The organism is Paraburkholderia phenoliruptrix (genome assembly GCF_902859825.1).
GTDB classification, from domain to species: domain Bacteria; phylum Pseudomonadota; class Gammaproteobacteria; order Burkholderiales; family Burkholderiaceae; genus Paraburkholderia; species Paraburkholderia phenoliruptrix.
The window spans coordinates 47,942-67,124 of record NZ_CADIKB010000013.1 but is presented as its reverse complement, the minus strand read 5'-3'; the positions used below and the strand labels follow the sequence as shown (position 1 = coordinate 67,124).

Below are 19,183 nucleotides of genomic sequence, written 5' to 3'. Positions count from 1 at the left end.
CGCGGGCGGCCGGCAAGCATGACGGCATGACGACGTGGCGGCGCGCAGGCGCCGCTTTCTTCGCCATGTCCGCTTCCCATTGTCTAACGGACATTCTGCCTGCAAGGAGCTTGACATGACCGTGCTGCTGACCTGGCTGATCAATGCGCTGGCGCTCCTGATCATCACCTACCTCGTTCCGTCGATTCACATCCGCAGCTTCGGGACGGCGCTGATCGTCGCGGTCGTGCTCGGCCTGATCAATACGATCCTGCGGCCGGTGCTGATTCTGCTGACGCTGCCCGTCACGATTCTGACGCTCGGGCTCTTCATTCTGGTGGTCAACGCGCTGTGCTTCTGGCTGTGCGCGTCGCTGCTGAAGGGTTTCGAGGTGTCGGGGTTCTGGTCGGCGTTCTTCGGCTCGATCCTGTACAGCATCGTTTCATGGCTGCTGTCCGCGCTCATTTTCGGCAACCGCAGTCTCGGTTGACATACTGAATCATGAACCCGATCGAACTTTCATTCGAATTCTTCCCGCCGAAGACGCAGGAAGGCGTCGACAAGCTGCGGGCCACGCGCGCGCAGCTCGCGCTGCTCAAGCCCAAATTCGTGTCCGTCACGTTCGGCGCTGGCGGCTCGACGCAACAGGGCACGCTCGATACCGTCGTCGAAATGGCGAAGGAAGGGCTTGAGGCCGCGCCGCACCTGTCGTGCATCGGCTCGTCCAAGGAGAGCTTGCGCGCGATTCTCAACCAGTACCGCGCGCACGGCATCCGCCATATCGTCGCGCTGCGCGGCGACCTGCCGTCCGGCATGGGCGAAGTCGGCGAGCTGCGCTATGCGTCGGAGCTGGTGAGCTTTATCCGCGCCGAGTTTGGCGACTGGTTCTGGATCGAGGTGGCCGGCTATCCGGAATACCACCCGCAGTCGCGCTCGCCGCGTCACGATCTGGAAAACTTCGCCCGCAAGGTGAAGGCGGGCGCCAACTCCGCGATCACGCAGTACTTCTTCAATGCGGACGCCTACTTCCGTTTCGTCGACGAGGCACGCAAGCTCGGCGTCGACGTGCCGATCGTGCCGGGCATCATGCCGATCACGAACTTCTCTCAACTCATGCGCTTTTCGGAGATGTGCGGCGCCGAAGTGCCGCGCTGGATCGCGCGCCGGCTGGAGAGTTTCGGCGACGACCGCGAGTCGATCCGCGCCTTCGGGCTGGATGTGGTCACGGATTTGTGCGCTCGTCTGATCGACGCGAAGGTGCCCGGTCTGCACTTCTACACGCTTAATGGCGCGGCGGCGACGAGAGCGATTTGTGAGCGGTTGAAGGGCTGACCGGCCGAAGCGCTGGCTGTCATGCCTTTTGTCGGTTCTCGCCAGACTCGCCGTGCGGCACATGTGCGGCGAGTCTGGCGGCTGTTCCCTCAACCGTCTTCTTGCCGGGTTCACAACCGGCGCGTCCTGCCAACTCCCCCCTCTCCCCCAACTGCCCGACCCTGAAAGTCATTCGAAAGAGCCCTCTAAATAACCGCGGAGGCGCGCCGGATGCGGCGTCGCGGATAATTTCCTCTGCTTGTGACACCGGGGAAAGCTCAGTAATATCGCGCTACGCTGGCGACAGCCGGCCCCGAACCTGGAGGAAACATGAAGCAAAACAATCTGTTGCGCGCCGCGCGTGTTACGACGCTCGTCGCTGCTGCAGCGGCATCGATGCTGGGCGCGAGCGTCGCCCGTGCTGAGATTCCGAACAAGACCCTCGTCTACTGCTCAGAAGGCAGCCCCGCGGGTTTCGATCCGGCCCAATACACCACGGGCACCGATTTCACGGCCAACACGTTCACGGTTTATAACCGTCTGGTCGAATTCGAGCGCGGCGGCACCAAGGTCGAGCCGGGCCTCGCCGAAAAGTGGGATGTCTCTGCCGACGGCAAGACCTACACGTTCCATCTGCGTCACGGCGTGAAGTTCCAGACCACGTCGTTCTTCAAGCCGACGCGCGAATTCAACGCGGACGACGTCGTGTTCACGTTCGAGCGCATGCTCGACACCAATCAGCCGTTCCGCAAGGCTTACCCCGTGCAGTTTCCGTACTTCACGGACATGGGCCTCGACAAGCTGATCACGAAGGTCGAAAAAGTCGATCCGTACACGGTCAAATTCACGCTGAAGGAAGTCAACGCGCCGTTCATCCAGAACATGGCGATGGAATACGCGTCGATCCTGTCCGCGGAATACGGCGACCAACTGCTGAAGGCCGGCAAGGCCGCCGACATCAACCAGTTCCCGGTCGGCACGGGGCCGTTCATCTTCCGCAGCTATACGAAAGACGCGACCATCCGCTTCGACGGCAATCCTGATTACTGGAAGCCGAACACCGTCAAGATCTCGAAGCTGATCTTCTCGATCACGCCGGACGCCGGCGTGCGCGTGCAGAAGATCAAGCGCGACGAATGCCAGGTGATGAGCTATCCGCGTCCGGCCGACATCGCGCCGCTGAAGTCGGAAGCCAACATTGCGATGCCGTCGCAACCGGGCTTCAACCTCGGCTATCTGGCGTACAACGTGTCGCACAAGCCGGTCGACAAGGTCGAAGTGCGTCAGGCGCTCGACATGGCGATCAACAAGAAGGCGATCATCGAATCGGTGTATCAGGGCGCCGGCCAGGCCGCCACGAACCCGATGCCGCCGACCCAATGGTCCTATGACAAGAACCTGAAGGCCGCCTCGTACGATCCGGAAAAGGCCAAGTCGCTGCTCGCGAAGGCCGGCTATCCAAACGGCTTCGACATCACGCTGTGGGCCATGCCGGTGCAGCGCGCGTACAACCCGAACGCCCGCCTGATGGCGGAAATGATCCAGGCCGACTGGGCCAAGATCGGCGTGAAGGCGAAGATCGTCACGTACGAGTGGGGTGAGTACATCAAGCGCGCCCACGCTGGTGAGGACGACACGATGCTGATCGGCTGGACGGGCGACAATGGCGATCCGGACAACTGGCTCGGCACGCTGCTCGGCTGCGAAGCGGTGAACGGCAACAACTTCTCGAAGTGGTGCTACAAGCCGTTCGACGACCTGATCCAGAAGGGCCGCTCCACGTCCGATCAGGGCGCGCGCACCACGGCCTACATGCAGGCGCAGCAGATTTTCGCGCAGCAACTGCCGTTCTCGCCGATCGCTCACTCGACCGTCTATCAGCCTGTCAGCAAGAAGGTGGTCGACATGCGCATCGAGCCGCTCGGCTATGCCCGCTTCGACGGCGTCAGCGTCAAGTAAGGCACCCGGCCACGTGTCGGGCAAGTCGTAAAATTCGCGCAGTACGCTTTTCGCACGGTTAGAAAACTGGTCGAAATGGTCCGGCGACCGGGGTCACGAGCCCTCGTCGCCGGTTGCGTTTTTTCTTCATCAAGACCATAGGGACGAACCATGTTCCGCTTTGTTTTGCGCCGCATCGGCATGGTGATACCGACCTTCATCGGCATCACGATCCTTGCATTCGCGCTGATTCACCTGATACCGGGCGATCCCATCGAAGTGATGATGGGCGAGCGCGGCGTCGATCCGGCCATGCATGCCGCGGCAATGCACCGGCTCGGACTCGACGAAGCTCTGCCGATGCAGTACGTCCATTACATTGGCCGCGCGCTGCATGGCGACCTCGGCACCTCGATCATCACCAACACCAGCGTCATGGGCGAATTCCTCGCCCGCTTCCCCGCCACCGTCGAGCTGTCGATCTGCGCGATGCTCTTTGCGCTGATCGTCGGCCTGCCGGCGGGCGTGTTCGCGGCGCTCAGGCGCGGCACGGCGGTGGATCACGGCGTGATGGGCACGGCGCTCACCGGTTATTCGATGCCGATCTTCTGGTGGGGCTTGATCCTCATCATGGTGTTTTCGGTCAAGCTCGGCTGGACGCCGGTGTCGGGCCGCATCGCCGTCGAATACGACATTCCGCACGTGACCGGCTTCATGCTGATCGACGCGATGATGTCCACCGACGAAGGCGCATTCAAGTCCGCATTGAGCCATTTGATCCTGCCGGCCATCGTGCTCGGCACCATTCCGCTCGCCGTCGTCGCGCGCATGACGCGTTCGTCGATGCTCGAAGTGCTGCGTGAGGACTACATCCGCACCGCGCGCGCGAAGGGTTTGTCGCCGGCGCGGGTGATCGTCGTGCATGCATTGCGCAATGCGCTGATTCCGGTCGTGACCGTGATCGGCCTGCAGGTCGGCACGCTGCTGGCCGGCGCGGTGCTGACTGAGACGCTGTTTTCGTGGCCAGGCATCGGCAAGTGGCTCATCGACGCAATCGGCCGCCGCGACTATCCGGTCGTGCAAGGCGGCATTCTGATGATCGCCACGCTCGTGATCTTCGTGAACCTCGTCGTCGATCTGTTGTACGGCGTGCTCAACCCGCGCATCCGCCATACGAGGTAACTGGACATGGCAGACATTCAAAACACCGTTCCCCAGTCGGTGACTCCGCCGAGCGGCCGCGCCATCGCGGCCCGCGAGTTCTGGGCCAATTTTTCGCGCAATCGCGGCGCGGTCGGCGCCGGCATCGTCGTGCTGCTGTTGATCGTCGTGGCGATATTCGCGCCGCTCATCGCGCCGCATAGCCCGATCGAGCAATACCGCGACTTCGTGAAGATTCCGCCCGCCTGGCTCGAAGGCGGCAACTGGAAGTTCATTCTCGGCACCGACGAAGCGGGCCGCGACATCCTCTCGCGCCTGATGTACGGCGCGCGGCTGTCGTTCTGGATCGGCTTCATCTCCGTCGTGCTCGCGCTGATTCCGGGCATCGTGCTCGGGCTGATCGCCGCGTTCTTCGACAAGTGGGCCGACACGCCGATCATGCGCATCATGGACGTGCTGCTCGCGCTGCCCTCGCTGCTGCTCGCGGTGGCGGTCGTGGCCATCATCGGTCCGGGCCTCGTCAATACGATGCTGGCGATTGCGATCGTCGCGCTGCCGGGCTACGTGCGTTTGACGCGCGCGTCGGCACAAGGCGAGCTGCAGAAGGAATACGTGACGGCTTCGCGCGTAGCGGGTGCCGGCACGCTGCGCCTGATGTTCTCGCAAGTGCTGCCCAACTGCACGGCGCCGCTGATCGTGCAGGCCACGCTCGGCTTTTCGTCGGCGATTCTGGACGCGGCCGCGCTCGGCTTTCTCGGCCTCGGCGTGCAGCCGCCGTCGGCGGAGTGGGGCGCGATGCTCGCCTCGGCGCGCGACTATATCGACAGTGCGTGGTGGATCGTCACCATGCCTGGCTTGTCCATCCTGATCTCGGTGCTCGCCATCAACCTGCTCGGCGACGGGCTGCGCGACGCACTCGATCCGAAACTCAAACGGATGGCATAAATGAGCAACAACCTACTGACCATCCGCAATCTCGCGGTGAACTTCAACGGCTTGCCGGCCGTCGACCGTATCAACCTCGACGTCGCGCCGGGCGAAGTGCTGGGCGTCGTCGGCGAATCGGGCTCGGGCAAGAGCGTGACGATGATGGCGCTGATGGGTCTGATCGACGCGCCGGGCAAGGTCACGGCGGACGAAATCACCTTCAACGGACGCGATCTGCTGAAGGCATCGGCGAAGGAACGCCGCAAGATCATCGGCAAAGAGATCGCGATGGTGTTCCAGGACGCGCTGACCAGCCTGAACCCGAGCTACACCGTCGGCTATCAGATCAAGGAAGTGCTGAAGCTGCACGAAGGCTTGCGCGGCAGCGCGCTCGACAAACGCGCGCTCGAACTGCTCGACCAGGTCGGCATTCCGGACGCGAAGAATCGCATTGGCGCGTTTCCGCATCAGATGTCGGGCGGCATGAACCAGCGCGTGATGATCGCGATGGCGATTGCCTGCAACCCGAAGCTGCTGATCGCCGACGAGCCGACCACCGCGCTTGACGTGACCATCCAGGCGCAGATCATGGAGCTGCTGATGCGCCTGCAGAAGGAGCGCGGCATGGCGCTCGTGTTGATCTCGCACGACCTCGCGGTGGTGTCCGAGGTCGCGCAGCGCGTCGCGGTCATGTACGCTGGCGAAGTGATCGAGACCAACAAGGTGCCGGATATCTTCGCCGCGCCACATCATCCGTACACGGAAGCGCTGCTCGCGGCGATTCCCGAGCACAACGTGGGCGCCGTGCGGCTCGCCGCGTTGCCGGGCATGGTGCCGGGCCGCGACGATCGTCCGAAGGGTTGCCTCTTCGCGCCGCGCTGCAAGTACATGGTCGACGACTGCAACAAGGGACGCCCCGCGCTCGCGCCCATGCCAGGCCACGCCGACGTGGCGCGCGTGCGTTGCATCAAACCCCTGAACCTCGCCGGCGACGCGAACGTTCATACCCATGGAGGCGCACGATGAATGCAGTACCCGAAACGCGGCGCCAGTCGGACCATGCGGGCGATCACGTGCTGGTCGCCGACAAGCTCGCACGTTACTACACCGTCAAGCGCGGCATGTTCGCAACGGGCACGGTGAAAGCGCTGAACGGCGTGTCGTTCGCACTCGAGCGCGGCAAGACGCTCGCGGTGGTCGGCGAGTCCGGCTGCGGCAAATCGACGCTGGCGCGCCAGCTCACCATGATCGAGTCGCCCAGTGCGGGCCGCTTGCTGATCAACGGTGAAGACGTCGCCGGCGCCGATCACGCGAAGATTGCCGCGCTGCGGCGGCGCGTGCAGATGGTGTTCCAGAATCCGTTCGCGTCGCTCAATCCGCGCAAGACGGTCGAGCAGACGCTCGGCGAGCCGCTCGCGATCAACACGCAGCTGAGCGCGACGGAACGCGCCGAGCGCATTGCCCAGATGATGCGCACCGTCGGCCTGCGTCCCGAACACGCGAAGCGCTATCCGCATATGTTCTCGGGCGGCCAGCGTCAGCGTGTGGCGATTGCGCGCGCGATGATTCTCGATCCGCAGATCGTCGTGGCCGACGAACCGGTGTCGGCGCTCGACGTGTCGATCCAGGCGCAAATTCTGAATCTGTTCATGGATCTGCAGCAGCAGTTCAAGACCAGCTACGTGTTCATTTCGCACAATCTGTCAGTCGTCGAGCATATTGCCGACGACGTGATGGTGATGTACTTCGGCGGCGTGGCCGAACTCGGTGACAAGAAGCGGATTTTCTCGAAGCCGCGTCATCCGTACACGCGTGCGTTGATGTCGGCGACGCCGTCGATCTTCGAGGCGGATCGCACCATCAAAATCAAGCTGCAGGGTGAAATGCCGTCACCGCTGAATCCGCCGTCGGGCTGCACGTTTCATCAGCGCTGCCCGTATGTGATCGACCGCTGCCGCAGCGAGGAACCGAAGCTGCGTGAAGTGGATGGCCGTCTGGTGTCGTGTCACCGTGCCGAGGAGGTGGGGGACGTGGATGCCTGATGCGCTGGCGGCGCGTCGTCTTGCGCGCCGCTCGCGTGATGGCGGCCGCCACGCCGCCTTCACGCGACGCTTGCGGGCGCGTGCACTGACGGGTGCCGCGCTTGTCGGCGTTTTTTGTTTTTATGTCGGACTGCCCGGCGCCGCGTATGCCGCTGGTGCCGCGGCCAATACGCCCGCCGTATCCACCGAGGCAAGCGCCAAAGGCGCGCACCCGAGCGTTCCGGTGCCGCAGACGCCGGCGCCGCCGCGCGCCGCGCTGCCCGGCTTCAATCCGCCGCCCGCCACACCCGGCACGACCGCGAGCGGTCCTGTGCGGCTGCAACCGGCGCACATGCCGTTCTATGTCGCGACGCGCGGCACCACCACGCTCTACGTGCTCGGCACGCTGCACGTCGGCGATCCCGCCGATTACCCGGCGGCTCAGCCGTTCCGTCCTCCGATCATGGGCGCGCTGGCGGCGTCGCCGACACTGGCGCTGGAACTCTCGCCGGACGAGCTGCTGGTCTCGCAAGACGACGTCTCGAAATACGGCGTATGCCGCCGCGACTGCCTGCCTGGCTTGCTGCCCGAGCCGCTGTGGCGCAAGCTCGCGTTCCGTCTGCGCGGCAATCCCGCCGCGCTGGATGAGATCAAGAAGACGCGGCCGTGGCTCGCCTCGCTGCTGGTGGAAACCTACGATTCGCTCAGCGCCGGTTTGCAGACCGAATACGGCACCGAGGCGCAATTGCAGAACGTTTATTTGCGCACGCGCGGCAAGATTGTCGGACTGGAGACGCTGCCGCAGCAGATGCGCGCGTTCACCGGCCTCTCGCTCGCGCAGCAACGCGAGATGCTCGCGCAGGATCTGGTGCAGACGCCCGCGCAAAATGTCGAGGACGTGCGCACCTTGCATCGCCTATGGCGGGTTGGCGACGCCGACGCAATCGCCGCGTGGGAAGCCGCGAAAACGGAGAAACTCGCGCGTGACAAGCGCGTATCGGATTCGATCGACGACAGAATCGTCTACGCGCGCAACCGGCGCTTCGTCTCGCGCATGCTGCTGATCGCCGCGCCGAATAAGCCGGTGTTCGTGGCAATCGGCGCGTTGCATCTGGGCGGACGCAAAGGTGTGCTGCAGTTGCTGCGGCAGCATGGGTTTGTCGTGGAGGCGGGTTGATAGCGGGTGTGAAATGCCGAGTCACGGCGCGGGGTCGATTGCGCTGACTACTCGCGCAACGATCTCGTCGGCTGTTTGCTTGTCGAGCGTCTCTACGTAGCGAGCAGAACCGTGCTCTACGCGAGCATTGATGTCGAAAGTGCGAACCTGATTGCATACCGCTATGCCGGTCGTATCGTGTCCGGAAATGTGGACGGCAAGGCCGGCGTGACGGATGAAGTTGCCGCCGGTGGTGATAGGCACCGTCATACATACACCCAGCGCATTGATCTCGGCGGGCGTGATCACGACGAAGCGGTGCCGGTCCTTCATCTCCTTGCCCGCTACGGGGTTCGGGTGGATCCAGTAGACGTCGCCGCGCCGTGGCGTATTCCGCTCGACCATCATGTCAGCTCGCTTCCCATAGGGCCGCCGTCTCGTGCCCAGGCGGTCTCTGCGGTCAACTCCGCGATACTTTCAGAGCCCTCCAGCAGTTCGGCGAGCGTATAGCGTTTTGTCGCCGACGACGCGGGCCGGGCGATCAACTGTCCGTCCTGGACCTCCAAGGACATGTGATCTCCGGCGTCTACGTGCAGCAACTTGAGAAGCGCTGGCGGGATCGTCATGACAAGTGCTCCGCCCTGCCTGCGAATTTTCGATGTAACGGCCATGGTCTCTTCTCCGCTCGCTGCCGAGCCGTGAATGTGCAACAAATGTAGCACATTACTGCGACGCGACAGCCGGCCGTGCGGTACATCAAGCTTTGAAGCGGGGTGTTTTCATTCCCGCTCCTCCGTTTGGAGAGCGTGTAGCACGTCTCCCACCACGCCCGCCCATTCCCCCAACACCTGCTGCCTGAAAAGCCGCATTCCCGGATACCACGGCGAGTCGCTGCGCGCTTGCAGCCAGCGCCAGTCGGAATTGGCCGGCAGCAGCAGCCACACCGGCTTGCCGAGCGCGCCCGCGAGATGCGCGACGGCGGTGTCGACGGCAATCACCAGGTCGAGGTTCATGATGAGCGCGGCGGTGTCCTCGAAGTCGCCCAGTTCGCCGGTGAAATCGTGCCCGCGCAACGCTTGCGGTGCGCCGGCCAGCTGCGCGTGCGCCGGGCCTTGTTGCAGCGGATACCAGCTCACGTTGGCGACATCCGCAAGCGGGTGCAGATCGGCGAGCGCCATCGACCGGTAGCGGTCGTTGCCGAATGTCGGACTGCCCGCCCACACCAGGCCGACCTTGCGGTTTGCGCCGCTGCTCGCGGCGAGTTTGCTGCGCCACGCTTCGATCTTTGTCTCGTCCGCGAACAGGTAGGGCAGCTCAGCCGGAATCGTGGCCAGTTCGGTGCCGACGCAGGACGGCACGCTCATCATCGGGACCCAGAAGTCGTATGGCGCGTCCGGTTTGCCGGCGAACGCGCGATGCACGCCCGGCATGCGTTGGACGAGCCGCAGCAAAGGCTCGCGCACGCACACATCCACTCGCGCGCCGCGTTCGTGCAACACGCGCGCGTAGCGCAGAAACTGGAAGTGATCGCCGAAACCCTGCTCGCCGACGATCAGCAGGCGCCGCCCGTCGAGCGGCTCGCCGCGCCATTCGGCCACGCCCGCGACGGCCAATGCGTCGTAGTCGCTCTTGCGCCAGCGCAGCGCAAACTCGGCCCATCCTTCTGTATAGTCGCCGCGCTTGAGCAGCAGCCACGCGAGGTTCTGATGCGCGTCCGCGTAACCGGGGTCTTGCGCCAGCGCCTCGCGATAGAACTTCTCTTCTTCGTCGAGGCGCCCCTGCGCGCCGAGCGAACCGCCGAGGCACACCAGGTTCGTCGGATTAGCCTTGAGCGCAACGGCGCGCCGGTAATGCGCCTCGGCCCCGGCATAGTCGCCGCGCTTGCCGATCGCACTGCCCAGGTTGACGTGCGCCTCGGCGTAATCCGGCCGCAGCGCGAGCGCGCGCTCGAAACTGGCGACCGCCGCCTCGTGCTCGCCCTGCGCGTTGTGCGCATTGCCCGCGTTGAAGTGCGCTTCCGCCGATATCGGATCGAGCCGCAGCGCGTCGCGGTAACACGCGAGCGCTTCCGCGAAACGGCCGAGCTTGCCGAGCGCCGTGCCGAGGTTCAGATGCGCATCGACGAGTGCGGGATTCGACGCGATGGCGAGCCTGTACTGCTCGATCGCGTCATCCAGTGCGCCTTGGGCCTGCAAGGCCACGCCGAAATTGTTGCGCGCGTCGGCGAAATCGGGCTGCAGCTGCAGCGCCTGGTCGTAGCAGATCGTGGCTTCGTCCAGTCGGCCGAGCGCGGCGGCGGCGAGCCCGCGGTTGCTCCAGCACGCGGCGTCGTGACGGTCGTGCTTGAGCGCCTGGCTCATCAGCGTGGCGGCCGTCGCGTGCTGTCCGCGTTGATAGTGCAGTACGCCGAAGTAATGCAAGGCCCTTGCATTTGCTGGATCGAGCGCGAGGATTTCGCGGTAGAGGGAGTCGGCGGTGTCGAGCCGACCGGCCTGATGTGCGTGCAGCGCGGCGTCGACGAGCGAAGCGACACTGGACGACGGCGGCGACGCGGTGCGCCCGCCGGGGCGCTGGGATTGATGTTCCATGAAGACCTGCGGGAAGAGCCGCGGCGGTGCGCTACGCGCGCGCCCGCGCGCGTGGACGGGAGATCGTCCGGCATCTTATGGCCGGTCTCATGGGCCGGCGTTCGGACACATCCCATTTCCGTTGCAGGTTTTTCCTGTTCCTCATGCTTCACCGATGTGCCGCGGAAACGTCGCATGGCACATCGGAAATGCTGCATTTTCTACTGTCTTTTACTGCTGCGTCCTAGTTGAACATCAGGAAATTGAGCAGGAAGATATTGACCACCAGCAGCGTGAGCGCTGTCGGAATCTGTACCTTGATCACCGCGTTCTTGTCAGGCAGTTCGAGCAGTGCCGCCGGCACCATGTTGAAGTTCGCGGCCATCGGCGTCATCAGTGTGCCGCAGTAGCCCGAGAACATGCCGATCGCCACCATCACGGCCGGATTGCCATGAAACACGCCGACGAGAATCGGCACGCCGACGCCGCCCGTCATCACCGGGAAAGCGGCGAAGCCGTTGCCCATCACCATCGTGAAGAGCGCCATGCCGATGCAGTACACAGCCACCGCGATGAACCGGTAGTCGAGGCTGATGTACGCGGTCGTCACGTGCGCGACGGCTTTGCCGACGCCCGCATCCGAAAACACGAGGCCGAGCATGCCGAGCATTTGCGGCAGCACCGCGGCCCAGGAGAGCGCGTCGACGAGGCGGCGCGCTTCCTTCATCGACTGGCCGACAGTGTCGCGCGTCAGCACGCAGGCAATGGCGAGCGCGATCACGCAGCCGATGCCGAAGCCGATCAGGGTGACGTTGGCCTTTTCGATCAGCGGCACGCCGCCGAACACCAGGTGGCTCGCCGACAGCGTGACGATCACCGTGATCACCGGAATCGTCAGCGCGGGCACGAACAGCTTGTTGCGAAGCCGCGCGGCGCTCGCCTTGCGCGCTTCGAGCGAGAGCACGCGCGGCTTGCCCGCGGTCACGCCGCCGAAGCCGGCAATCAGCGCCATGACGATCACTGCGGCGCCGACCACGGCGGGCGGCAGCTTGTCGCCGATCAGAAAGATCAGCGCGTAGAGAATCCAGAAGCCGCCGGCCGTCAGGCGGCGCGGGTGTTCCTTGTCGGTGACGATCATGCCGCCGATGATCAGCAGCACCACGCCCAGCAGCCAGAAGAGATAGGTAATCGTGAGCGTCATGCTTTGTCTCCTGCGGCCGATTGCGCCGGCGAAACGGTGTTGCTGCCCGCTTTCGCGTTGCCGCGCAGTTCGCGGTCGAGCTTGCGGTCGAGCAGATACAGGCGGAAGCCGTGAATCAGAAACGCGCTGATCGCGGTCGGAATGCCCCACACCGCCACGTGAATCGGCTCGACGACGATGCCGGCCTCTTTCAGGAAGGTGGTCATCAGCACGATGGCGCCGAACGCGACGAAAATGTCCTCGCCGAAGAAGAGGCCCACGTTGTCCGTTGCCGCCGAGAAGGCGCGCAACTTGAAGCGCACGGCGTCGCTGATCTTGCCGAAGCGGGTTTCGGTGGCGCCTTCGGCCATCGGGGCGATGAGCGGGCGCACCATCTGCGGATGTCCGCCCAGCCCGGTCAGGCCGACCGCCGCGGTGAGTTCGCGCACGAGCAGATAGACGATCAGCAGACGCCCGGCCGTGGCGGCCTTGATGCCGCTGATCCACGTCTGCGCCCGCTCGCGCAGGCCGTGCCGTTCGAGCAGGCCGATCACCGCGAGCGGCAGAAGAATGATCAACGGAATGTTGCGCGTCTTGATGAAGCCGGTGCCGATTTCGGCGAGGATCTTTTCAGGCGGGAAGTGCGCGGCGAGGCCGGTGATGATCGCGGCAACCGCCACGATCAGCATCGGATTGAACCGCAATAAAAAGCCAACGATGATGACGGCCACGCCGATCAGCGGCCATAAACTGACTGTTGTCTGCATCTGGATCTCCAAACAGGTTTCAACCTCGCCGCTTGTGGCGGCCAGCATGGGCCGGCGCGTGGCGATCCGCGCGCCGTTTTGTTGCCGCGGCTCTTGGCGGCCGCGTTGCTACGTACTGCTACTTCACCTTCGACTGCAACTGCAACTGCAACTCGCGTTGCTGCGGCGAACTCGCCGCCGATCCGCCGGAAGCGTTCCGCACCTCGCGAACGCCCCGCATGGAGCGGGGCGTTGGAGGATCATCAAGGCATGGCGCGGAACAAACTCGCCGACGTCAGACGCTGGCAGCGCCGGCCGCATGCACTTCGATACCGGCCTGCTCCAGCGCGCTGCGAATGCGCCGCGCGAACGCGAGCGCGTGCGGGCCGTCGCCGTGCAGGCAGATGGTCTGCGCATTGAGCGGCACCCACTGGCCGTCGACCGCGCGCACGCGCTGCTCGCGCACCATTGCGAGCGTGCGTTCGAGCACTTCGTCTTCATCGTCGAGCAGGGCGCCCGGCTCCTTGCGCGGCACGAGCGAGCCGTCGGCGCGATAGCCGCGATCGGCGAACACTTCTTCGATGGCGGTCAGCCCCGCGTTGCGCGCGGCCGTCACGAGCCCGCTGTTGGCAAGCGCGAACACCGCGACCGACGGGTCAAAGTCATGCACGGCCGACACGATCGCATCCGCGATCTTCGGGTCGCGCGCGGCCTGGTTGTAGAGCGCGCCGTGCGGCTTGACGTGCGCGATGCGCCCGCCCTCGGCCTGCGCGATCGCCGAGAGTGCGCCGAGCTGATACAGCACGCCCGCGTAGATCTCGCTCGCCGGCAAGTCCATTTCCTTGCGGCCGAAATTCTCGGGATCGTTGAAGCTCGGATGCGCGCCGATCGACACGCCTTTCTGCACTGCCCAGCGCACGCAGTCACGCATGGCCTGGGCGCCGCCCGCGTGCCAGCCGCACGCGATATTGGCCGAGCTGACGAGGTCGAGCAGCGCCTCGTCGGAGCCGCAGCCTTCGCCGAGATCGGCATTCAGATCGATTTCCATGGTGTTCCTCTATTCAGTTACAACGCCGCGACGGCCATTTGCCGCGCGCAGCGCTCTTCATGCATGGCGATGGCGGCGTCGATCTGCCGCAAGTAGGTGCGCTCTTCGAGCAATGCCTGGCGCGCCTCGTAAGGTGTGGTCGGGATGAAGCGCACGGCTGCGTTCAGGCGCACTTGCGCGAGCTTCCACAAGTCGGCCTGAATCACCGCGCCGATCTTCGGGTAGCCACCGGTGGTCTGCGCGTCGCTCATCAGCACGATGGGCTGGCCGTTCGGCGGCACCTGGATCGTGCCCGGCAGCACCGCGTGCGACAGCAGGTCGGCCTTCTGCTTGCGTTTCAGTTCGCTGCCGGCGAGCCGGTAGCCCATCCGATTGCTGTTCGGCGTGACGAGCCACTCGTCGGACCAGAACGATTCCTGCGCTTCTTCCGTGAAGCTGTCGTATTCCGGGCCGCGCAGCACGCGAATCGGCACCGCCCAAGGCACGCCCGTGGGATGCCGGCCGCGCCGCAGCGGCTCGTCGACGAGCACGAACTTGCACCACGCGGGCGCTTTCACGCCGAATTCCGGCGCCTCGGGCGAGAAGCCGACGTGGCCGCGCTGCGGCGGCGCGCCGAGCGGCACGCGGTCGCCGTCGCGCAGCGCGCGGCCGCCGAGGCCGCCGAAGCGTCCGGCGAGATCCGTGCTGCGCGAACCGAGCATCGGCAAGACGTCGATGCCGCCCGCGACGCACACGTAGCCGCGCATGCCGCGCCTCGCCGCGTTCAGCACCAGCTCCTGCCCGGCTTTGACGGGCAGGCTCCACCAGGAATAGACCGGCTTGCCGTCGAGCGTCGCGCCGAATTCGCTGCCCGTGATCGCGACCCGTGTCGCGCGCAGAAACCGCAGCACGGTCGGACCGAAGGTGATTTCGAGGCCGGCCGCGTCGGGCCGGTTGCCGACCAGCCGGTTGCCGACTTCCAGCGACAGCCGGTCGAGCGCCCCGCCCATCGCGACGCCGAGATGCCGGTAGCCGTGGCGGCCGAGGTCCTGGATGGTGGTCAGAAGACCTGCGCGAATCACGTCGATCATGCGTGTATCCCCGCGATGGTGAAGCGCACCCGGTCGCCCGGCTGCAACAGCGTGGGCGGGCGGCGCGCGGGATCGAAGAGCGGCAGCTCGGTGCGGCCGATCAGTTGCCAGCCGCCCGGCGACGTCGCCGGATAGATGCCGGTCTGCTCTCCGCCGATGCCGACGGAACCCGCCGGCACTTCCAGCCGCGGCGACGCGCGGCGCGGCGTGTGCAGCGCCTCGTCGAGCCCGCCCATATAGGCGAAGCCCGGCTGGAAGCCGAGGAAGAACACCACGTACTGGCCGCTGGAATGCCGCTCGATGACTTCCCGCACGCCCAAACCGGTGTGGCTCGCCACGGCGCCGAGGTCGGGGCCGAACTCGCCGCCGTACTGAACCGGAATCTCCACGTCGCGGCCCGCCGACGGGGCTTGGCCGGCGGCGTCCCAGGTTTCCTGCAAGCGCTTCGACAGCGCGTCGCGGTCGGCTTCGAGCGGATCGAACACGAGCGTCAGATTGTTCATGCCCGGCACCACTTCGAGCACATGCGGCCAGTCGCGCGCGAGTTCGGCGACCGCCCAGACGCGGCGCTGGCAGTCGAGCGTCGCGGGCGGGGGCGCCTCGCAGACCAGCGCGGCGTCGCCGAGCGGAAAGATGTGGGGTTGGCTCATGGCTTGAAGACCCGGAGAAGTCAAAGAGTTCTGCATTGCGCAACGTCGGACAACCACGGCACGACAGTCACGCGATGTTTGAAGGATACATTGTCAATAAAATATCAACGATTTATCAATAAGAGTTTTCGCCAGGCTCGCGGGGCGCGCCCGCTCGTCGTACACTCCGGACACTTCCCATTTCGTTTTCTGAGAAATTCACATGTCGCGGCATCCCACCAAGATCGTCTCGTCGGAACATCTCGTGTCCGACACGAGCGCGGAGCTGTCCGAGCTCGAGTACGCGCTCATCATGGCCGGCAACGCATTCAACCGATGGATGGTGCGCTGCATGTCGGCGGCGGGGGAAAAGGACATGACCGCCATCGAAGTCTCGCTGCTGCATCACGTGAGTCATCGCGAGCGTCGCAAGAAGCTGGCCGACATCTGCTTCGTGCTGAATATCGAAGACACGCACGTCGCAACCTATGCGCTGAAGAAGCTCGTAGCTAGAGGGTATGTAAAAAGCGAAAAGACCGGCAAGGAAGTGTTCTTTTCGGCGACGGAGGCGGGCCGCGCGCTATGCCTCAAGTATCGCGAGGTGCGCGAAAGCTGCCTCATTTCGACGCTGAAGGAAAGCGGCCTCACTAACGAGCAGATCGGCGAGGCGGCGCAATTGATGCGCAGTGCGTCGGGCATGTACGACACGGCCGCGCGCGCGGCGGCGTCGTTATAAAGAAGAGGCGCGCGGCCTGACGCGTCAATGCACCTCAGCGTAGAGCGAGCGAACGCGCGCGCTGCGCGCTTCGCTCGGCTTAAGCGGCGGCTCGCGCATGCAGCCCCGTCTCGGTGACGATCATGTCTAGGGGAATGTCGTGCGCCTCGCGTTCGAGCGCGAGCGTGCGGCACGCTTCATATGCGACACCTACCGTAATCGGCCTCGTCGCGCCGGGCCAGCCGGCGAGCGTGCGGTCGTAATAGCCGCCGCCGTAGCCGAGCCGGTAGCCGTCGGCGTCGAAACCCACGCAGGGCACGAGCAGCAGCTCGGGAATCACGAGGCGTTCCGTTGCCGGCTCGGCAATCTTGTGGTGGCCGATCTTCATCGGCGCGTCGGGCGACCACGCGTGGAACTCGAGCGGCAAGCCGCGTTCCCTGATGATCGGCAGACTGGCTTCGCGCGGCGAGCCGCCCGTCAGCCAGATGGAGACCGCTGCGCGCGCATCGAATTCGCCGGCGAGCGGCCAGTAGAACCCCACGCTTTTGACATCGAAATGCTTCAGCGCGTCGAGCACGCGGCGCCCGAGCGCGGCATTGTTCGTCGGCTCGGAAGCCGCTTGCAGCCTTGCTTCCAATAGCATTCGACGCAGCGCCTTTTTCGATTCGGCGGAAGGGTTGCATGCTATGCTTGGGTTCAATTCGCGCTCCAGAAACAACGATGTCAAAAAGTCTTTTTCGAGTATATCGCGCGGCCGGTATGGCGCTTGCCGCAGCCGCTCTCGTCGCATGCAGCACCGCGTCAGCCGTCAAACCACTTCCCATTTCGCAGCTCACCAACGACGACCAGATTTTCGTCCAGTTGCGCGAGGCTGCCCGCAATAACGACGCGGCGCGCGCGGCGCAGCTCGCGAGCATGATTCCGGGCTATCCGGCGCCTTCGTATCTGGAGTATTTCCAGCTCAAGCCGCAGCTTTTCGATTCGGGCGGCCATGCGCGCGTCGACGCGCCGGATGCGCCGGTGCTCGCGTTCCTGCAGAAATACGACGGTCAGGCCATTGCCGACCGCATGCGTAACGACTATCTGACGGTGCTCGGCACGCGTCACGACTGGCGCAACTTCGATCAGCAATATGCGCGCTTTGTCCTGAACGACGACACGCAGGTGAAGTGCTACGCGCTCGAATCGCGTGCGTCGCGCGGCGAGAATGTCGCAGACGCGGCGCGCGCGCTGCTCGTCGATCCGAAATGGTACGGCGACGGCTGCGTCGACCTGATCACGATGCTCGGCGTCAACAAGCAGTTCAGTACCGACGACATCTGGCAGCAGATCCGTCTCGCGTACGAGCAGAACTACACGAATGTCGGCAGCAAGCTCGTCGACGCGCTGGGCGACCACGCGCCCGATCCCGTGCTGTTCGGCCAGGCGGCGAATACGCCGCCGTTGCTGCTCGCGCGCGGCGTCGGTGCCGATCCGCAATCGCATCAGCTGGCGTTGCTCGCGATCACGCGCATGGCGCGCAACGATCCGGCCATGGCGGCGGCCACCTTTGCGTCGGTCGCGCCTTCGCTGAATTCGCCGGAGCGCGCCATCGGCTGGGGCACGATTGCCTATCAGGCCGCCGCGAAGCAGATGCCGAGCGCGACCGACTGGTACCGCCTGTCGGCGAACGCGCCGCTCTCCAATCCCGCGTACGAATGGCGCACGCGCACGGCACTTCTCGCCGGCGACTGGAACATGGTGCGCTGGTCGATCGAGCAGATGCCGGCGGCGCTGCGCAACCAGCCGTCGTGGATTTACTGGCACGCCCGCGCGCTCAAGCAGGCGGGCGACACGACTACGGCCAACCAGGAATTCGAGTCGATCTCGCAGGGCTTCAATTTCTACGGCCAGCTCGCCGCAGAAGAACTCGGCCAGAAGATCGTGGCGCCGCCCAAAACCTCGGTGACCGATGCCGAAGTCCAGCAGGCCGGCAACACGCCCGGCTTCGACCTCGCCCAGCGCTTCTACGCGCTGAATCTGCGTCTGGAAGGCAATCGCGAATGGAACTGGCCGCTGCGCAACATGAGCGATCGTCAGTTGCTCGCCGCTGCCGAGTACGCACGCCGCATCCAGCTGTACGACCGCACCGTCAACACGGCCGACCGCACGAAAACCGAGCACGATTTCTCTCTGCGCTATCTATCGCCGTTCCGCGATATTGTCGAGCGCGATGCGCAGTCCACCGGTCTGGACGTGGAATGGGCGTACGGGCTGATTCGCCAGGAATCGCGCTTTATCATCAACGCGCGTTCCGAAGTCGGCGCGGGCGGTTTGATGCAGTTGATGCCGGGCACGGCGCAACTCGTCGCGAAAAGGATCGGCCTCGGCCCGATTTCGCGCGAGCAGATGAACGACATCAACACCAACATCCTGCTCGGCACGAACTATCTGTCGATGATCTACAATCAGTTCGATGGTTCCGCCGTGCTGGCCACCGCGGGTTACAACGCCGGTCCGGGCCGTCCGCGCAACTGGCGGCAGTCGTTGCAGCATCCGGTTGAAGGCGCCATCTTCGCCGAGGCGATTCCGTTCCAGGAAACGCGCGACTACGTTAAGAATGTGTTGTCCAACACGGTCTACTACGCGGCATTGTTCGAAGGCCGTCCGCAATCGCTGAAGGCGCGTCTGGGTTACATTGCACCGTAAGCGCCGTGCCGCCGCTGCCTCCTGCGAGGCGGCGGCGCGCCTCGCCA

19 protein-coding genes are annotated in these 19,183 nt (G+C 64.7%); 10 read left to right on the top strand and 9 right to left on the bottom strand.

Annotated features, from left to right (window positions below; translation table 11 throughout):
- The first annotated feature begins 115 nt into the window (after nucleotides 1-115).
- The 8 genes from HV711_RS15605 (at nucleotide 116) to HV711_RS15570 (ending at nucleotide 8,514) form a co-directional block, all read left to right on the top strand.
- Nucleotides 116-469 (top strand): phage holin family protein, encoded by a 354-nt coding sequence (locus HV711_RS15605; RefSeq protein ID WP_013340808.1) that lies wholly within the window; start codon nucleotides 116-118, stop codon nucleotides 467-469.
- 11 nt (nucleotides 470-480) lie between these two features.
- Entirely contained in the window at nucleotides 481-1,311 is an 831-nt protein-coding gene (gene metF / locus HV711_RS15600) for a methylenetetrahydrofolate reductase [NAD(P)H] (protein WP_013589901.1), read from the top strand.
- Nucleotides 1,312-1,620: 309 nt separating this feature from the next.
- Nucleotides 1,621-3,249 carry an ABC transporter substrate-binding protein gene (locus HV711_RS15595; protein WP_013589899.1) on the top strand — a complete coding sequence of 543 codons (1,629 nt, stop codon included), beginning with the start codon at nucleotides 1,621-1,623 and terminating at the stop codon, nucleotides 3,247-3,249.
- Between the two features lie 150 nt (nucleotides 3,250-3,399).
- Nucleotides 3,400-4,410, top strand: coding sequence for an ABC transporter permease subunit (locus HV711_RS15590; RefSeq protein ID WP_015003974.1), 1,011 nt, complete (start codon nucleotides 3,400-3,402; stop codon nucleotides 4,408-4,410).
- A gap of 6 nt (nucleotides 4,411-4,416) precedes the next feature.
- On the top strand, nucleotides 4,417-5,334 hold the full coding sequence (locus HV711_RS15585) for an ABC transporter permease subunit (protein ID WP_013589897.1): 918 nt from the start codon (nucleotides 4,417-4,419) through the stop codon (nucleotides 5,332-5,334).
- Nucleotides 5,335-6,342: an ABC transporter ATP-binding protein gene (locus tag HV711_RS15580; protein ID WP_028362254.1), complete on the top strand. Its 1,008-nt coding sequence runs from the start codon at nucleotides 5,335-5,337 to the stop codon at nucleotides 6,340-6,342. It abuts the gene before it with no gap.
- The gene (locus HV711_RS15575) at nucleotides 6,339-7,358 is read left to right on the top strand and encodes a peptide ABC transporter ATP-binding protein (protein WP_013589895.1); all 1,020 of its coding nucleotides are present in this window, start codon (nucleotides 6,339-6,341) and stop codon (nucleotides 7,356-7,358) included. Before HV711_RS15580 ends, HV711_RS15575 begins: the two co-directional genes overlap by 4 nt.
- The gene (locus tag HV711_RS15570) at nucleotides 7,351-8,514 is read left to right on the top strand and encodes a TraB/GumN family protein (protein ID WP_035484054.1); all 1,164 of its coding nucleotides are present in this window, start codon (nucleotides 7,351-7,353) and stop codon (nucleotides 8,512-8,514) included. Before HV711_RS15575 ends, HV711_RS15570 begins: the two co-directional genes overlap by 8 nt.
- 21 nt (nucleotides 8,515-8,535) lie before the next feature.
- Here HV711_RS15570 and mazF read toward each other — a convergent pair whose 3' ends face one another.
- From mazF to pxpB, 8 genes are all read right to left on the bottom strand, one after another.
- A complete protein-coding gene (mazF, locus tag HV711_RS15565) occupies nucleotides 8,536-8,901 on the bottom strand; it encodes a type II toxin-antitoxin system toxin MazF (protein ID WP_082201563.1) in 366 nt (121 codons plus the stop codon).
- The gene (locus tag HV711_RS15560; protein WP_028362250.1) at nucleotides 8,898-9,164 is read right to left on the bottom strand and encodes an AbrB/MazE/SpoVT family DNA-binding domain-containing protein; all 267 of its coding nucleotides are present in this window, start codon (nucleotides 9,162-9,164) and stop codon (nucleotides 8,898-8,900) included. The genes mazF and HV711_RS15560 overlap by 4 nt, the downstream gene beginning before the upstream one ends.
- 108 nt (nucleotides 9,165-9,272) lie before the next feature.
- Nucleotides 9,273-11,081 carry a tetratricopeptide repeat protein gene (locus tag HV711_RS15555; protein WP_035484052.1) on the bottom strand — a complete coding sequence of 603 codons (1,809 nt, stop codon included), beginning with the start codon at nucleotides 11,079-11,081 and terminating at the stop codon, nucleotides 9,273-9,275.
- 223 nt (nucleotides 11,082-11,304) lie between these two features.
- Entirely contained in the window at nucleotides 11,305-12,261 is a 957-nt protein-coding gene (locus tag HV711_RS15550; protein WP_035484050.1) for a DUF979 domain-containing protein, read from the bottom strand.
- On the bottom strand, nucleotides 12,258-13,007 hold the full coding sequence (locus HV711_RS15545) for a DUF969 domain-containing protein (protein WP_013589889.1): 750 nt from the start codon (nucleotides 13,005-13,007) through the stop codon (nucleotides 12,258-12,260). Before HV711_RS15545 ends, HV711_RS15550 begins: the two co-directional genes overlap by 4 nt.
- Nucleotides 13,008-13,281: 274 nt before the next feature.
- Nucleotides 13,282-14,034, bottom strand: a complete 753-nt coding sequence (gene pxpA / locus HV711_RS15540; RefSeq protein ID WP_013589888.1) for a 5-oxoprolinase subunit PxpA — start codon at nucleotides 14,032-14,034, stop codon at nucleotides 13,282-13,284.
- 17 nt (nucleotides 14,035-14,051) lie between these two features.
- Nucleotides 14,052-15,104: a 5-oxoprolinase subunit C family protein gene (locus HV711_RS15535; RefSeq protein ID WP_035484048.1), complete on the bottom strand. Its 1,053-nt coding sequence runs from the start codon at nucleotides 15,102-15,104 to the stop codon at nucleotides 14,052-14,054.
- Nucleotides 15,101-15,754 (bottom strand): 5-oxoprolinase subunit PxpB, encoded by a 654-nt coding sequence (gene pxpB / locus HV711_RS15530; RefSeq protein WP_035484046.1) that lies wholly within the window; start codon nucleotides 15,752-15,754, stop codon nucleotides 15,101-15,103. The genes HV711_RS15535 and pxpB overlap by 4 nt, the downstream gene beginning before the upstream one ends.
- A 202-nt stretch (nucleotides 15,755-15,956) precedes the next feature.
- Between pxpB and HV711_RS15525 the strand changes: the two genes are divergently transcribed.
- Complete coding sequence (locus HV711_RS15525; RefSeq protein WP_013589885.1) at nucleotides 15,957-16,469, top strand: winged helix DNA-binding protein; 513 nt, start codon at nucleotides 15,957-15,959, stop codon at nucleotides 16,467-16,469.
- 79 nt (nucleotides 16,470-16,548) lie between these two features.
- Here the strand turns inward: HV711_RS15525 and HV711_RS15520 are convergent, their stop codons facing one another.
- Nucleotides 16,549-17,091, bottom strand: coding sequence for a 5-formyltetrahydrofolate cyclo-ligase (locus tag HV711_RS15520; protein WP_035484044.1), 543 nt, complete (start codon nucleotides 17,089-17,091; stop codon nucleotides 16,549-16,551).
- A gap of 77 nt (nucleotides 17,092-17,168) precedes the next feature.
- Between HV711_RS15520 and HV711_RS15515 the strand changes: the two genes are divergently transcribed.
- Nucleotides 17,169-19,136, top strand: a complete 1,968-nt coding sequence (locus HV711_RS15515) for a lytic transglycosylase domain-containing protein (RefSeq protein ID WP_035484043.1) — start codon at nucleotides 17,169-17,171, stop codon at nucleotides 19,134-19,136.
- Nucleotides 19,137-19,183 lie beyond the last annotated feature (47 nt).